This window comes from Galbibacter pacificus, assembly GCF_029603165.1.
Lineage (GTDB): Bacteria > Bacteroidota > Bacteroidia > Flavobacteriales > Flavobacteriaceae > Galbibacter > Galbibacter pacificus.
In genome coordinates, this window is the sequence record NZ_JAQSVC010000001.1 from 787,569 (window position 1) to 803,188 (window position 15,620).

A 15,620-nucleotide genomic window follows, 5' to 3' on the forward strand; every position below is an offset into this window, starting at 1 on the left:
AAGTTTATTTTATGGTTATGTTATGAAAAGGTTTCAATATTTAAAAGAAAGAGGATGTTTAAAATTTTTATAAACATCCTCTTTGTAAGGATAATACATGGGTTATTTTACAATAGCATCCACTGCAATGGGGAAGTGGTCTGAGATATAATTAGGACCCCGTTGCCCATCGATGGTTTGATGTTTCAAAATGGCTACATTTCCATGGAAGAAGATATAATCGATGCGTTCCCTGTCTTGATCGGGTTCTAGCTTAAAGCCGTTAAAAGTATATTTGGGCCCGTATGTTTTTTCTGCCCTCGTATAGGTATCTTCCAGATTAAAACCTACCGGATTATTCTTGGTAAGCACACTGTATGCTTTAACAGAAGGCGGAAGGTTAAAATCTCCCGTCACAAAAAATGGAATATCCCCGGCTATCTCCTTTGTTTTTTTGGTAATAAGTTCGGCACTTTTTAAACGCGCTTCTTTGCCTTTATGGTCAAAATGTGTGTTGAAAAAGAAAAATACTTTCCCTGTTTGTTTATCTTTCAGCTTTACCCACGTTACAATGCGTGACAAAGCGGCATCCCAGCCTTTGGAATTTTCTTTTTCGGGTGTTTCAGACAGCCAAAAGGTATTGCTGTCCAGAAGTGCGTATTTGTCTTTTTTATAAAAAATCGGACAAAATTCGCCTTCATTGCCGCCATTTCTACCAATTCCAATATGGTCGTAGGCCGGTAACCTTTCTATCATATCTTGAAGCTGGGCATATATTACTTCTTGACCGCCCAGTATATCGATATCCATAAAGTTAATATTATCGCAGATCCAGTCTTTTCTGTTGTCCCAAATATTAATCCCGTCATTGGGGTTTTCATACCTTATATTGGTTGTCATGATTTTAACTGGCGTTTGTTCTTGCGCTTTTGTTTGTTGAATGGCAAGACTATTTATCAATAGTACAAAGGCGATAGTTCTTAAAAGTGAATTGTTCATGTCTTTTTAAAATTTATTCCCAACCAGGGTTTTGTGTTAAATTTGGATTCAATTGAAGCTCAACTCTTGGAATAGGATATAGATAATCACGTTCCTCGTCAAAAGTCCTGTTGTTAAAATCGGGTTGTGGATCTACAAGGTTGTTTTCATCCAAAAAGATGTCCGAGCCTAATTCTATATATTGAATGCCTTCTGTTTGGCCGCCCGGTTCTTCTCCTTCAAATAAAACCACATCGGTATTACCATCTCCGTCAAGATCGTAATTTCCGGGGCCGGGGAAATACATGCCGCGAAGTGGATTTGTAATAGTTTGCCCAGATTGCCAACGAACAATATCGTCCCAACGATGGTTTTCCATATACAGTTCGATACGCCTTTCACGTCTAATTTCCAGAATCAGGCCTTTATTTGCCCCCGCAACGGTTGGGTATTGCTCTGCCATAAAAGGATCGGGATTGCTATTGGCTTCTGCCATGCTAAGCCCGGGCATACCCACACGGTTTCTTAGCTGCTGAATGGAGTTATCTAGGTCGGTTTGTGAAATGGTTCCCAGTTCTGCTTTTGCTTCGGCATAATTTAAAAGCACTTCCCCAAAACGTAAAATGGGCAAATCTGTAATAGATTCGTCGTTGGTATCATAAATAGGTTCCGTAACATATTTTGTTAATTGGTATCCTGTTGTGGTAGCCCCTAGGTTTGGTGCAATTTCCATGGCTTCGCCTTTTCTTGTATAACCGGGCGTGCGTATGGTTTGCGAGAGCCTTGGGTCTCTGTTTGCTACTTCTTCTAAAAAGAAAATTGCATTGTAATTGGCCTGATCTGTAAAACGGGAACCATCATTCATTAAATAACTATTTACCAACTCTTTTGGCATTCCCGGACGCCCATAAGATGAAGTTGTGGTATAATAATTTACATTATGGTCTACCGCCACTGTTTGTGTAAATTGCCTGCTCAAGATCATTTCACTGGTTTCGGCATCATGTGCATTGAACAGGTTCATGTAATCGTGCATGGTATCACCAGTGCTGTATATGGTATATGGAGAATCGTCCATGAGTATCAATGAAGCATCTGCCGACGCCAGCAAGAATTTTTCGTACCCATCAATATTTCTGTATTTTTCATAAGTACCTTCATAAAGCCCAACTCTGGATTTTAATGCCAGTGCACTGTATTTGGTAATTCGGTAAGCTTGGGTTTCATCGTTTAAATTGGCAATAGCATAATCTAAGTCTTCAATAATCTTATCGGTTACAAACTGTCTGCTGTCCCTTGGTTTTTGCAAGCTTTCGGTATCGGTTGGATCTATTGTATAGTCGTACCACGGAACGTCGCCAAAACGCTTTAACTTGTCAAAATAAAAATAGGCCCTAAAAAATCGGGCAACACCGCTGTAATGCTTTTTAGCATTCTCGTCGTCACATTTTTCGTAATGCTCCAAAAAGTAGTTAATATCCCTTAAATAATCCCAATTCCATCCGCCGCCACTGGTCGGTATCAAGCGGGCGCTTCTCATTTCTTCACTTAAATTGGTGGTAATAATTTCGCCTGCTCTTTCATCGCCGTTATAGACAGAGGCTTCCGGGAACATTCGGTAAAAGCCGTTGGTGTAGAGTTCTAAATCGCTGGATTTCTGGAAAAAACTTTCTTCGGTCACGTCCGAAAGCGGTTCCTTATTTAAATATTCGTCGCTGCAACTAAATAGTATAAGGCTGCATAGAAATGTTAGTATGTAAATTCGATGTTTCATGTCTTTGTTTTTTTAGAATTGAAGTGAAACCCCTAAAGAATATATTTCTGAAAATGGTACTGTTTGTGCTGTACTTCTGTTGGTTGAAGTTGATGGGGAGTTTAGGTTAACAGAATTACTTGCCGCTTCCGGGTCGATATAATCGGTAAGCTTGCTGAAAGTCAACAGGTTTTCTCCACTGAAATAGAGGCGTAACTTGCTAAACGGAAGCTTTTCTATGGCCGAAGCTGGCAACGTATAACCAAAAGTCAGGTTTTTTAGCCTTAAATAAGAGACATCCTGTAGATAACGGTCGTTTACGGCCCCTAAAGCATCATTGTCCGACAGTGCAATGTAACCGAACATCCTCGGGAAATAGGCATCCGGGTTCTCGGGGCTCCAAATATTGTTTGCCAAATCCTTGCGGATAAACGAATCGTATGGGCGGTTGTACATTGCCCAGAACGTTCTTGAATCTGTATTCGGGTACCAGTCCTGCTCACCGACCCCTTGAAAAAATGCAGAAAGGTCGAACCCCTTCCAAGATGTACTTACTTTAAAACTATACAGATAATGCGGGGCCGTATTTCCAATAATTCGCCTGTCCCCAGAGTTGTCGGCTGTGTTTTCGCCTTCATTGATAACTCCATCGCCATTTAAATCTACATATTTTACATCGCCGGGCTGTAGCCCCCCGGCTGCCATAATTCGGTTGGAAACCCTGGTTTGGTCTGCATGTCCGGCAATTTCTTCTTCTGTTTGAAACAAGCCATCAACATGGTACCCCCATAATTCTCCAATTGTCATCCCTTTATAATAATCCAGCAGACTATTGTTCGGGTTGTCAAAGCGGGTAATAATCGTTTCAGAATCAGAGAGTGTTCCTACTACCGAAAAATTAAAGGGCGAATTAGCTACCTGAAATGTTTTATTGTATCCAAGGGATATTTCAAACCCGCGTGTCCTTAAATCGGCTGCATTTTCTTGCGGGGAAGAAGTCCCCAATACACTTGGTAAAGTTGCACCTGCCGTGAGCATGCCATCGGTATTTCTTTGAAACCAATCAAAGCTAGCATTTAATCTGTTGTTGAAGAAGTCCAAATCTACCCCAAGATTGAAGGTTTTTACTTCTTCCCAAGTAATTTCATTTGGATTTAACCCCGGAGATTCAATATATCCCAATGTGGAACCGTCAATGGCATATCCGGTATTAATATCTTTTGGCAATGTTGGAATGTACGCATAATCGGCAATGTTCTGATTTCCTAAGGAACCATAAGATGCCCGTAATTTTAAAAGGCTGAAAGTATCGTTGATTCCTTCAAAAAAACCTTCCTTGCTTACAATCCATCCGGCTGATATAGAGGGGAAGAAGCCCCATCTATATTCTTCGGGGAATCTGGAAGAACCATCGTAGCGCCCGTTGAATTCAATAAGGTATTTTTTCATAAAGTCGTATGAAAACCTGTAAAATAAACCTTGTAGGGCCCATTCTGAAGCGCTTCCGGTAGCCTCGGCGTTGGAAGTTGCCAGCCCAAGCGAATTAAGGTCGTCTGAAATACTATTTTGCTTGCTGGCTTCAATTTTCTTGATTTCGTAGTTTTCTTGGTTAAAACCAATCATTCCACTAAAGGAATGTTGCCCGACTTGCTTTTTATATTCTCCAAAAATATTGAAAGCATTATAGCTGGACTGGTTGTTGTATTCGGTAAGTTTATCGCTGCCCAAAGCACCTATTTCGCCTACAAAAATGGAATAAGGAATTCTGGTAGAACGCTGAAAACGGTTAAAAGTAACCTTTCTTATGGCATAACTGGCCGTGATATCGAGCCCGGAAACCGGATTGAGTTTTGCGGTGGCAATGTTTGAAAATTCAGAATCGTCTGTTATCTGTTTGGATTTTCCGTGCAGCAAAGAAGCATATACGCCATCGCCAACCGTATAATTATTCAGTTCCGTTCGCCATAAAGCAGACCCATCTGGATTGGTTGGTATGTAAGAAGGCAATGCGTGTACCCAAATTAAGCTTCCCCAGATATCTCTCCATCCATATTGGCTTCCGCCGTGTTCCACGTCGTTGGCGCTGTTGTATTGCATATTATTGGAAAAAGAAAGCCAGTCGTTTATTTCTACGTCGATTTTTCCCCTTAAATTGTATTGTTTGTATTGATCGTCCTGAACCTTTAAAATTCCGGTTGCCTGGTAATTTCTGTAAGAAAAATAGCTTTTCACCTTTTCCGAGCCTCCAGAAATGGAAACATTGGTTATGTTTGACGGGTATGTTTTTCTAAAAAAGCTGTCCCACCAATCGGTTGCCCCATAATGGATATATTGTTCGCGCCCATTTCTAATATCGGTTACCACCCTTGCCTTAGAAGGGTCTTTAGAAACTTCCAATAAAGCGGCATAATCTTTTTCAGTATATCCGGTATACGACCTTCCAACGGCTGTTCTAAAAGCTTCGTCGACAAGGGTAACTGCCTGATAGGGATCCGTTACAAAATCGGTATTTATTGTTGGCGAGCTAAATGCTGTGGTGTTACTTATATCTACTGTAATATTCCCTTTTTTGGCTCTTTTTGTGGTTACCAAAACCACTCCAAAAGCACCACGGGCTCCATAAATAGCTGAAGCCCCTGCATCTTTTAAAACACTTATGGATTCAATATCGTTTGGATTAAGACTGTTAATGTCGCCTTCAACCCCATCAACAATTATAAGCGGGGAACCACCATTAATAGAGGTAAAACCACGTATGTTTATACGGGGGTCGCTACCGGGTTTTCCGCTGGCCTGTGTAACATTTAGCCCTGGGCTAACCCCTTGCAGTGCATTGGCGGCATTTGGTAGGGGTCTTTCTTCAATAGATTTTGGGTCTACTTTATTTACGGCATCGACCAGTGTTTCCCGGCTTGTTTCCCCGTAACCAATTACCACAACATCGTCCAGCATTTCTTGGTCGGACTGCATGGCTACGGTAACGGAGCCGGTGCTGGCTTTTACCGGAATGGTAAAAGTCTGCATTCCAACATAGGTAAATTCCAAGGTGCTGCCAATGGGGACTTTTATATTAAAATTTCCGTCAAAATCGGTTGTAACGCCATTTGGGGTTCCTTTTTCCATTACGTTTACACCCATTAATGGTACTCCGGCATCATCGGTCACGGTGCCGTTTACTTCCTTTAATTGTTGTACGGCCACTTTCTTGAGACTAATGGCCACCGTGTTGTTTATTTTTTTATAAGAAATATTAAACTGAGCAGCAATGTCGTTTAAAACAACATCAAGCACTTCATTGTAATAATTAATGGACCGTTTTGTGGTTAGTGTTTTTATGTCGTTTCCGTAAACGAATGAAATTGCCGATTGTTTTTCTATGGACGAAAGCACGGTAATTAATGTTTCGTTTTGGGTATTTAGTGTTATCCGTTCTTTTTCCAAAGATAGGTTTGGGTGTGCGTGAATCTCGAAAAAAGAAACCGCCAAGATCATAAAAAGGCATAAGTGCCATTTGTGGGTTACTACTGTTCTACTTTTTTGTATTTTTGATTTCATTATAGTTTTTCTATTAAGTTTGATAATGACTTTTAGATTAATTAGGCCTTTTCTGTGCCAGCAGGAAAGGCTTTTCTTTTGTTATTCGCTCCGGATTTTTTTCATGAGGAATTTTTCTTTTTAATGATTATTTGGTTGTTGGTACGCAGGGCTTTAATTCCTATGGAAAACTCTAAGCTTTCCAAGACATCATCAAGTATAGGATTTTTATATTTTCCGAAGATCCGTTTCGATTTAAGGCCTTCACCTTCAATGGCAATGGATACGTTAAACCATTTTTCAAGAATCTTGGAAGCCGTTTCCAAATCGATGTCGTCCAGGAGAATTACATTGTCTTTCCAGGCAATGTCGTTTGCAGAATTGCGGTGTTCTTTTGTGTATTTTTGGTTGGGGATATTGTAAGACAGTTGTTCATTTTTTATAAGAAGTTCATTAACGGCCCCTGTATTGTATACGTTTACCTTTCCAGTAGTCACGCTTACTTTTGCGTTGTGGTTCCCGTTATAGGCATTAATGTTAAAGGATGTACCCAAAACCTTGGTATTTAAGTGTTTTGTGTGGACAATAAATGGTTTTTCTTTGATGTGGGTTACTTCAAAATAGGCTTCCCCGCTCAACGTTACTTCCCTGTTTTTTTCATTAAAACCAGAAGAATAGCTTAACACGGTCGCCGAATTTAAAGAGACCACCGACCCGTCGGGAAGGGAAATGGTTTTCTTTTCGCCCAAAGCAGTAGTTTCGGTATAAAATTCTTGCTTGTTAAGGAGTTTGTACACAGTTCCGCACCCGATAATAAAAAGCAGGGCTGCGGCAATTTTCAAAAATACCTTTCGCTGTTTCTGTAGTTTTAGGTTACGCGCTCTCTTTTGTATGGTTTTCTTTATTTGGCCATACATTCTGCTTTTAATTATAGCAGCTTCTTCGGGAAGCTGAATGTTATTTTCCTGACAGTTTTCAAAATACGTTTCAACAAAAATTTCTTCCTCCCGATTACATTTTCCGTCGGCATATTTTTCAATAAGTAACCAAAGTTCTTCCTTTTTCAATTAAGTATTCTTTTGTGTTATTATTTATAAGTCACTTAAAAAGAAGAGTACACGTATTTAAAAACTCATAAAATATTAGCTTTAACCATTTGGTAGCATGATGGTTTTTCCTTAACAGAAAGGAAACATACTGGAAAAGTTTTGTAAACATAAACAAGGCAAAGGAGATTGAACTCAAGGAATTGCCCATAAAATTGTTATCTTTATTTTATTTCAAAAAGACTTCATTCTATGAAACTGCCCTTTTTTATTTCGTTCATTTTATCCAGCATAACTATGTGAGGGCAGGTAAATACCGGTTTTAGTCAAGTGCAAATACATAAGTTGAAAGGAGGCTGTAAAATAATTGGCAATAATATTGTAAGCGTAAATGCAACCGAAGCATATAACGATATTGGCTACCATGCAAAAAAGAACGACAGGCTGCCAATGGTCTATGTGGATATTGATGACAATACCAATACCTTTAGTTCCAGTTCGGCCAGTTTGGAATTGCCCGAAACGACCAATAAAATAGTTAAGGTGGGCTTATACTGGGCCGCCACCTACCAATACGGCAAAGGCGATATTAAAAAAAAGGAAAATGAATACATGTATACCAATGAAGCCGACCGGGTAGACGATTTTAATATTATTTTGTTTAAAGCCCCCGATAGCGCTTATACAACCGTTACCGGAAAAATACTGGAAGATCAAAAAGACAGTATTGGAAGGCCCTATTTATGCTATGCAGACGTTACGGAGGTTTTAAATGGATCGAAAAAAACATCGGGAAGCTATACCGTTGCAAATATGAGAGCATCAGAGGGGCATATTTTGGGTGGAAGTTCTGGCGGATGGATGTTAATGGTGGTGTATGAAAATCCCGAAGAGCCATTAAGGCAAATAGACATATATGAAGGATTTAAGTCCGTAAGCGAATCTTTTTTTGAGGTTGAAGTAGACATTGGCGATAACTTTAATAAAGAAACCGACAATGCCCAATTGTTTTTAGGAGTATTGGAAGGTGATGAACGCTTAAAAACCGATGAAGTAACCATTAAGGCTCAGGATTATGCCGAAAAAAAACCTTTATATTCAAAAGTAAGGCCACAAAACAATTTTTTTAATAGCAGCATTACCTATTTTGGTGAAATAGTGGACAATAGAAACCCGAACAGTATAAATACACTTGGTTTTGATTTGGCCACCATGGACATTACCAAATATAAAAGTAGTGGAAGCGGAAAATTAGGGATCAAGTTCAATTCTGTACGGGATGCATTTTTACTTTTTTTTATGGGCGTGGCCAAGGAAATTCATGCCAATGAAACTTCTGTTGCAAAGCAAATAGCTGTAAAGGATACCGTTGTTAATCTTACTGATAGTTTGAAAATTAGGGAATCTTTTAGAATTGAAGGCATTTCGTCCGGATATTATTTAGTTACCAATGTATTTTCTAATGATGAGTTGGCCAGTAAATGGAAGTTGCGTGTAGAAACATTGGGACTTAAGCCAAAATCGTTTGTAAACCCCAAAAAAATTGGGAATATATTTATGTGGCCGAGGGAAAAAGCATAGAAGATTGTTATCCAACGTATGTTGATTTAAGAAAGAACCCCGAATTTAAGGACGCATGGTTACTGGAAATATTAGAATGATTTTTTGGATGTATCATTCAGAAATAGCATTAAAAAATTAAGGCTTCCTTGCCCAGACATTCCCCGGGAACCATTATAGTATAACTGCCAACAGAAAGTTACTTATTTCGCATATATAATTCAGCTATAAAATTCTTACCTTTCTTGTTTGAAAATCTTAATATGATATTAAAAACAATTATAGGAACAGCTTTTCTTTTGCTGAATGTGTTTTTAGTAAAAGCACAGGGGAATCCTACCATAAAAGAAGGGGCAGAGTTACAATTAGTGGCCAACGGATATAAATTTACCGAAGGCCCGGCCGCAGATAAGGAAGGGAACGTATACTTTACAGACCAACCCGATAATACTATTTTAAAATGGACTGTGGCCACAGATTCGGTAACCGTTTTTATGGATGATGCCGGGAGGGCAAACGGATTGTATTTTGACAAAGAAGGCAACCTCTATGCCTGTGCCGATGAAAAGTTTGAATTATGGAAAATAAGTCCCGATAAAGAAATAACGGTCGTGCTGGACAATTACAAAGGCAAAAATTTAAACGGTCCAAACGATTTATGGATTGACCAAAAAGGCGGGGTATATTTTACCGACCCCTATTACCAACGTACTTATTGGACACGGACAGAACCTGAAATGAAAGAACGCCGCGTTTATTACCTATCGCCCAATGGAAAAGACCTAAAAGTAGTAGCTGATGGATTTGTGAACCCGAACGGCATTATAGGTTCTTATGAAAAAAACATATTGTATATCTCTGATATCGGTGACAAAAAAACATATGTCTATCAGGTTTCCGAAAATGGTGATTTAAAGAACAAGGAGCTATTTACCAGTATGGGGTCTGATGGAATGACCATGGATACCAAAGGCAATGTTTATCTTACCGGTGATGGCGTGCATATCTTCAGTAAAACGGGAAAATTAATCGGGCATATAGCTGTAGATCGCGATTGGACGTCCAATGTTACTTTTGGCGGGAAAGATTTTTCAACATTATTTATAACCGCCTCCGATGCCATTTTTAAAATAGTGATGAGTACAAATGGGATGAAGCGTTAATGTGGCGATTTTTAATATAGGCATAATACCAAATTAATACATAAGTTTTTATTTGGATGGATATCCAATATTTATACTTATAGATGATGCAGATAAACTTGTAGTTGTTAAACATTTACCCGTTATATTAGGTGAACATATTTGGTTTAAAAAAATTAGATTTATAGCTATGACTTGTTTAATAGGTTTATTATTTACTGTAATTTGCTCTATGATTATTCATTGATGATTGTTTTTTATCAATATGGAAATTTATTGCTTATCACCGGTTTTTAATATTTTTTTCAACCAAAATATATAATGAAAAAACGAATGGACTTGACATCTTTTGATGTATATGGATATTTAAAAGAGAATTTTTTTGACAATAATAAAGAGCCTTATATGTTGGTTCCTGGGGAGGTATATAGAAAAGCAAATATCAAGTTTCCGATACGAAATATTTTTTACGGCATAGCCTCGACAGATTCAGGGGAAACGTACACATTAAAATTTCAAGCGAGGAATACTTTACCAAGGAGAAGTCGCTCATTTTATTGGGGAAGGGAATTGTTTCTGAGTGGATAGTAGACTAGAATACACTCACTAACACCATATTGTTCAGGGAAGCTTTATTGGAAGGGATAGTAACTCCGGAATTTCTTGCTTCTTTACCATTCTTTCTGCTTGGAGAACAGCACGTAATCAGTATTTCGAACGATCAGCATCAAAAAATAAAAGCAATTTTCAAACTAATGCAGGACTTTGAAAAGGAAAGGGAAGTGGTCATGGGTATTACTTTTTCTTTGTTGGTTTATATAAAAAAACTGTCCGAAGCAGAGGTATTGGCAAGCAAATACCATCTATCAATTAAGGAACAGCAGGTGAGGAAATTTAGATCTTTGATAGCCAAACATTTTAGGGAAGAAAAACAGGTGCGTTTTTATGCCGATAAGATGAATACTACCCCTAAATATCTGGGCGAGTTTCTTCTTTCTGAAACTGGAAAGTCTGCAAAATGTATTATAAATGATGTCATTTTTCTAGAGGCCAAGAGCTTACTTAAACAGATAGCTATGTCTGTCCAGGAAATTTCCTTGCATTTGAGCTTCGCCAACTCTTCATATTTTTCAAAAGCTTTCAAAAAATATGTGGGGGTCGCTCCTTTGACATACAGGAAAAAACAATTGCATTCTGAGTATTGGGAGTTACCCTCATAAAATGAAAGAGAAATAATAGTGACAGAAGGGAAATATGATTGATTTTTTAGTTCGTTATACTAAGCCTTTTTTGCTATTCCCAAGAGTTCTATTTAGATTTTATTAAGCCTGATCAAGATAATGTTGATAAAATTTTTTATTGATTGCTTGCGCTTGAAATAGCTTTTCCCATCCGATTTTAAAAACAGCATTTTTATGATTGACTATGTACTAACAAAGCAAATTAATGCCTATTATCTATTAAAAGCATGTAATATTTTTGTTGTTCATAGTATTTTTATAATTGAAGTGTTCCTTCCATCGTAATTACAGTAGTTCCTCCAATTAGTATTCCGTCATCTGTAACCTTACCATGTATGTACGAGGGGCGCCCCATTTTTTCTCCTTGTAAAAGTTTGTATTCCTTGTTTTTCATAAGATATCCTTTTTTATGAAGCAACCCAATTAAGGGGCCTGCCGCACTTCCGGTTGCAGGATCTTCATCAATTCCTATTCCGGGGTTGAAAAATCGTGTTTTGGCAATAATATCCACGCCATTTCTAATAAAAGAAAAACAGTAAACACCTTGGAAACCATATGTGTTAGCAAGGTTTTTTAAAAGAACTTTATCAGGTTTTGACATATTTAAAGTTTCCACACCTTCTAAAGGTACAATTAAATGGGCGACCTCCGTTTTAACGACAGTTGGTTTTAAGTTTTTTACTTGAAGTTTGTCTTCAGGAACAGAAAGAGCCTCGGCAATTTCACTACTTGAAACAATAGTTTTGATATTTGCAGGTTGTTGTGCCATACTTATTACATCATTACTTATTGAAATAGATACCGGCTTTTCTTTCATGATTATTTTGGGAATTTTACCTAGATCGAGTTTAAATTTTTTTTCATTGAAGAGAACTGCATGTACAGCACCTAGAAGGTTATGTCCTACACCATTAATTTCAAATCCAGTTGGCGTAAAGGAGCGGACGGATAATGTATTCTCGGTTTCTGAATATTGGATAAAGGATGTTTCGGAATAGCCGAATTCTTTTGAAATGTTCTTATAATCAGAGAGTGATAAATCATTATCGGTGACAACTACGGCCAGTGGGTTTCCTTGATATCTATGCTCTGCAAAAACATCTAAGACATAATACGATAGAGAATTGTTCTTACGTTTCTTTGCCATGTGGTTTATGTTATGTTTTATAAAAGTATTCATTTTGAGGTTTTTTTTCAGTTTTATCCTGCTTCATTTTCCTTATAAATATTCCAAAAATTAGAATCGGTCATCGGAGCATCGGTAATGCCAATATTTCTTCCTATGGTTACAATCTGTCCCCGGTGATAGGTACTGTGTATGACCAAATGTTGTATATAGTCATACTTTGAAAAGCTACATGAGAACCATTCAGTCTTAATTCTTACTTTTCTTTGCAATTCCTTTTCTGAAAGTGATGCTATATAGGCTTGTACTTTCTTTGAGTTTTTGTCCAGTGCATAAAAGATTTCCTTCTTATTTAAATACGCATTATTTTGTCGTGGAACAAATTCGGAACTTTCATTTATAATGCTCCACCAGTATTCCTGTGTACTTAAAATGTGATTTAAAGTTTTGATAATGCTGTTATAGCTGGAGGGTACTTCTTTGTTGAGTAACTCTTCCGGTTTTTTGGACAACCATTCCATATACTTTTGATGCACCCAATTAGTATAGGTAACGCTATCGGTTATAACTTTCTTTAAATTCATGATGTTGTTTTTTATCGACTTACTTAGTTTAGGCTAAAATGCTTATTTATAATTCCATTAATCATTGATAATTGGCCACAGTACCACATTGTATGTTTTATGTTCCAGTCTATTGCCCCATACTTGGTCTTGGCAATAGGGTGTGGGGGCTGTAATTCTTTTAGAGGCATATCCAGTTCATTTTCTGAAATTTTTTGGATAGTTTCCAATAATGCTTTCTTTGACTAAAACGGAACGCTTTAAACTAATTTCTAATCGCTTACTATTAACTATAATTTGCACATAAATAGAAAGTTCATGTGAATTGTTTCTTGATTTCCTAGTGAAGGAAATAACCGTAAAGGGGTTTTTTGATTTCATTTTAAATGACTTTAATTAAACAATATCTGTTAAATCAAAGGTCAAATCAATCTCGAAAGATTCTTAAAGATAATACATTTCGTGTAAACTACTGCACACCGAATTGCACACCTAATATTTAGTTTTAAATGAAATCAAACAAATGCATAAAAAACAAAAAACATTAAAAATCAAAAGATTAACAGTGTTTTAGTTTCACTTATTACTAAGTTCGTCGGGGGTTTGCCATGACCCAGAGCTTACAGAGCTTAAGCTTTACTATGAAAGGAAGGCTAATGAAGGAAAGAATAAAATGCTCGTGCTCAACAATGTTAGGAACAAACTTGTTTTGAGGGTCTGTACCATAGTCAAAAGGCAAAAGCCGTATCAAAAAAGAGTGGCTTGATTGTGATTTTTTCTCTGTTATAATTTCTTTCATTTTTTGCTTGGTTTTATCATGGAAATCCCATAGATTTTCTTAAACTAGCCGATTTAACATAATAATAATAATCTTCTATAGTACCTCCTTTTATTTTCTCCACAACTTCATCAATTATAAATATTAGAACTAGTAACCATTCTTTTTGATATACTGGTTCTCCAAAACTGTCTTTAATATCAATATTTAACTTTACATTTTTAAAGAAAGATTGTATTAAGTTTTCCAATTTATGACGAAGGAAAAAAGATGTAGAACTAAAACATTGATTTATTTGAATTTCTTAACTTTGCACTATGTCAAGAACATTGTCAACATACAACAGCGAGTTAAAACTAAAGGGGTTCAATGTCTTTCAGATTGAAGAAGATGGCAATGCTACCAAGGCTTATAACCGAAAGGATTTTTATAAAATCTGTTTGACAACGGGCAAAAGCAGTATTCACTATGCTGATAGAAGTTTTGATGCCGAAGGAACTATTTTGTTCTTCGGAAATCCGAATATCCCCTACGCTTGGGAAACGCTTTCTACCCAATATGTTGGCTACACTATTCTGTTTTCGGAAGACTTTTACACTTTAGGGAAACATTCGGAAAATCTACAAAAATCGCCTTTGTTTAAAATGGGTGGTACACCGATTTTGGATATTTCGGAACAACGACGACAGTTTCTAAACAGTATTTTCAAAAAAATGATTGAAGAACAACAGTCTGATTATGAATATAAAGACGACCTAATTCGCAATTATATCGACTTGATTTTACACGAATCCTTAAAATTAAAACCGTCTGAAAATTACAATCAAGACAAAAATGGATCAGAACGATTGACTAATATTTTTATGGAGCTCTTGGAAAGGCAATTTCCTGTGGAAAGTCCCGACAGACCTCTTCTATTAAGAACTGCCAAAGATTATGCAAAAGACCTTTCGGTACACGTCAATTACCTGAACCGTGCTGTAAAGGAAGTCACGGGGAAAACCACCACAACTCACATATCAGAACGTATTACCAATGAAGCCAAAGCCATTTTACAAAACACAGATTGGAATGTTTCTGAAATTGCCTATGCTTTAGGATTTGAGTACCCAACTTACTTTAACAATTTCTTCAAAAAACAAGCAGGAGTAAGTCCATCTGCCGTTCGGTTAGAAAAAGTTTGAATTTCATAATCATTGGTTTGAAAATCTTTAACAGCACCTGTTAAAATCGTCCGACCTTTGTATCAAAGGATACAAAGATGGATAAGTCAGATATTTTTGAGCGATTGAGAAACGGAGAAATTATTCCGTCCAGTGACAGCCAAAGAAAAGAATTAAGAAATGCCTCATACGACACGAAAAAACTGCTCGTGCAAATGAATAATTCGACTGACCCAAATGAAGTCAGAAAAGTATTAAGTCAAATCACCGATTCGGAAATTGACGAAAGTACAGCCGTATTTACACCGCTATATATCAACTACGGGAAGCATACCAAAATAGGTGAAAACGTATTCATCAACTTTGATTGTGTTTTTTTGGATTTAGGTGGCATTACCATTGAAGATAATGTACTGATAGCACCGAAGGTCAGTTTGTTGTCGGAAGGGCACCCTTTAGAACCCGAAAACAGACACACACTCGTACCGAAACCCATCCACATCAAAAGGAACGCTTGGATTGGTGCAAATGCCACGATTTTACAAGGCGTAACCATTGGCGAGAATTCGGTAGTTGCTTCAGGTGCTGTCGTTTCCAAAGATGTTCCCGATAATGTGATTGTAGGTGGTATACCTGCGAAATTTATAAAGAACATTGAATAAGTATGAAAAGTCTGATTTATGCCATTGTTCTTTTGTCAGTTTGTCCGCAACTGTACGCTTTCTATAGCATAAATTTAGCCAAATGATTTCAAATA

General features: G+C 37.3%; 14 protein-coding genes. 5 read left to right on the top strand and 9 right to left on the bottom strand.

Features of this window, described 5'->3' with window-relative positions; translation table 11 throughout:
* Positions 1–102 precede the first annotated feature (102 nt).
* The 4 genes from PSF86_RS03190 to PSF86_RS03205 all read right to left on the bottom strand — a co-directional run bounded on the left by PSF86_RS03190 (position 103) and on the right by PSF86_RS03205 (position 7,311).
* Positions 103–978, bottom strand: a complete 876-nt coding sequence (locus PSF86_RS03190; protein WP_277898618.1) for an endonuclease/exonuclease/phosphatase family protein — start codon at positions 976–978, stop codon at positions 103–105.
* Between the two features lie 13 nt (positions 979–991).
* Complete coding sequence (locus tag PSF86_RS03195; RefSeq protein WP_277898619.1) at positions 992–2,731, bottom strand: RagB/SusD family nutrient uptake outer membrane protein; 1,740 nt, start codon at positions 2,729–2,731, stop codon at positions 992–994.
* A 12-nt stretch (positions 2,732–2,743) separates the two neighbouring features.
* Positions 2,744–6,265 carry a SusC/RagA family TonB-linked outer membrane protein gene (locus tag PSF86_RS03200; protein ID WP_277898620.1) on the bottom strand — a complete coding sequence of 1,174 codons (3,522 nt, stop codon included), beginning with the start codon at positions 6,263–6,265 and terminating at the stop codon, positions 2,744–2,746.
* 101 nt (positions 6,266–6,366) lie between these two features.
* The gene (locus PSF86_RS03205; RefSeq protein ID WP_277898621.1) at positions 6,367–7,311 is read right to left on the bottom strand and encodes a FecR family protein; all 945 of its coding nucleotides are present in this window, start codon (positions 7,309–7,311) and stop codon (positions 6,367–6,369) included.
* Positions 7,312–7,620: 309 nt separating this feature from the next.
* On the opposite strand from PSF86_RS03205, the gene PSF86_RS03210 reads away from it, so the two are divergent.
* The 3 genes from PSF86_RS03210 (at position 7,621) to PSF86_RS03220 (ending at position 11,212) form a co-directional block, all read left to right on the top strand.
* Positions 7,621–8,871, top strand: a complete 1,251-nt coding sequence (locus tag PSF86_RS03210; RefSeq protein WP_277898622.1) for a hypothetical protein — start codon at positions 7,621–7,623, stop codon at positions 8,869–8,871.
* 242 nt (positions 8,872–9,113) lie between these two features.
* Complete coding sequence (locus PSF86_RS03215; RefSeq protein ID WP_277898623.1) at positions 9,114–10,013, top strand: SMP-30/gluconolactonase/LRE family protein; 900 nt, start codon at positions 9,114–9,116, stop codon at positions 10,011–10,013.
* 614 nt (positions 10,014–10,627) lie between these two features.
* Entirely contained in the window at positions 10,628–11,212 is a 585-nt protein-coding gene (locus PSF86_RS03220) for a helix-turn-helix domain-containing protein (RefSeq protein ID WP_277898624.1), read from the top strand.
* A 277-nt stretch (positions 11,213–11,489) separates the two neighbouring features.
* Here the strand turns inward: PSF86_RS03220 and PSF86_RS03225 are convergent, their stop codons facing one another.
* The 5 genes from PSF86_RS03225 to PSF86_RS03240 all read right to left on the bottom strand — a co-directional run bounded on the left by PSF86_RS03225 (position 11,490) and on the right by PSF86_RS03240 (position 13,950).
* On the bottom strand, positions 11,490–12,380 hold the full coding sequence (locus PSF86_RS03225) for a PhzF family phenazine biosynthesis protein (protein ID WP_277898625.1): 891 nt from the start codon (positions 12,378–12,380) through the stop codon (positions 11,490–11,492).
* A 53-nt stretch (positions 12,381–12,433) separates the two neighbouring features.
* A complete protein-coding gene (locus tag PSF86_RS03230; protein WP_277898626.1) occupies positions 12,434–12,943 on the bottom strand; it encodes a DinB family protein in 510 nt (169 codons plus the stop codon).
* A gap of 23 nt (positions 12,944–12,966) precedes the next feature.
* A complete protein-coding gene (locus tag PSF86_RS03235; RefSeq protein ID WP_277898627.1) occupies positions 12,967–13,152 on the bottom strand; it encodes a hypothetical protein in 186 nt (61 codons plus the stop codon).
* On the bottom strand, positions 13,121–13,303 hold the full coding sequence (locus PSF86_RS17770; protein ID WP_338424011.1) for a hypothetical protein: 183 nt from the start codon (positions 13,301–13,303) through the stop codon (positions 13,121–13,123). The genes PSF86_RS03235 and PSF86_RS17770 overlap by 32 nt, the downstream gene beginning before the upstream one ends.
* 434 nt (positions 13,304–13,737) lie before the next feature.
* Positions 13,738–13,950 carry a hypothetical protein gene (locus PSF86_RS03240; protein WP_277898628.1) on the bottom strand — a complete coding sequence of 71 codons (213 nt, stop codon included), beginning with the start codon at positions 13,948–13,950 and terminating at the stop codon, positions 13,738–13,740.
* A gap of 67 nt (positions 13,951–14,017) precedes the next feature.
* Between PSF86_RS03240 and PSF86_RS03245 the strand changes: the two genes are divergently transcribed.
* Both PSF86_RS03245 and PSF86_RS03250 read left to right on the top strand, forming a co-directional pair.
* Positions 14,018–14,884 (top strand): helix-turn-helix domain-containing protein, encoded by an 867-nt coding sequence (locus tag PSF86_RS03245; protein WP_277898629.1) that lies wholly within the window; start codon positions 14,018–14,020, stop codon positions 14,882–14,884.
* Positions 14,885–14,961: 77 nt separating this feature from the next.
* Positions 14,962–15,525 (top strand): sugar O-acetyltransferase, encoded by a 564-nt coding sequence (locus PSF86_RS03250; protein ID WP_277898630.1) that lies wholly within the window; start codon positions 14,962–14,964, stop codon positions 15,523–15,525.
* The last annotated feature ends 95 nt before the right edge of the window (positions 15,526–15,620 follow it).

Bases quoted from the DNA above. Each gene is read 5' to 3' on its own strand.
- PSF86_RS03195 (WP_277898619.1), bottom strand. From the start codon at position 2,731: ATGAAACATCGAATTTACATACTAACATTTCTATGCAGCCTTATACTA.
- PSF86_RS03215 (WP_277898623.1), top strand. From the start codon at position 9,114: ATGATATTAAAAACAATTATAGGAACAGCTTTTCTTTTGCTGAATGTG.
- PSF86_RS03225 (WP_277898625.1), bottom strand. From the start codon at position 12,380: ATGGCAAAGAAACGTAAGAACAATTCTCTATCGTATTATGTCTTAGAT.
- PSF86_RS03250 (WP_277898630.1), top strand. From the start codon at position 14,962: ATGGATAAGTCAGATATTTTTGAGCGATTGAGAAACGGAGAAATTATT.
- PSF86_RS03230 (WP_277898626.1), bottom strand. From the start codon at position 12,943: ATGAATTTAAAGAAAGTTATAACCGATAGCGTTACCTATACTAATTGG.
- PSF86_RS03200 (WP_277898620.1), bottom strand. From the start codon at position 6,265: ATGAAATCAAAAATACAAAAAAGTAGAACAGTAGTAACCCACAAATGG.
- PSF86_RS03245 (WP_277898629.1), top strand. From the start codon at position 14,018: ATGTCAAGAACATTGTCAACATACAACAGCGAGTTAAAACTAAAGGGG.
- PSF86_RS17770 (WP_338424011.1), bottom strand. From the start codon at position 13,303: ATGAAATCAAAAAACCCCTTTACGGTTATTTCCTTCACTAGGAAATCA.
- PSF86_RS03190 (WP_277898618.1), bottom strand. From the start codon at position 978: ATGAACAATTCACTTTTAAGAACTATCGCCTTTGTACTATTGATAAAT.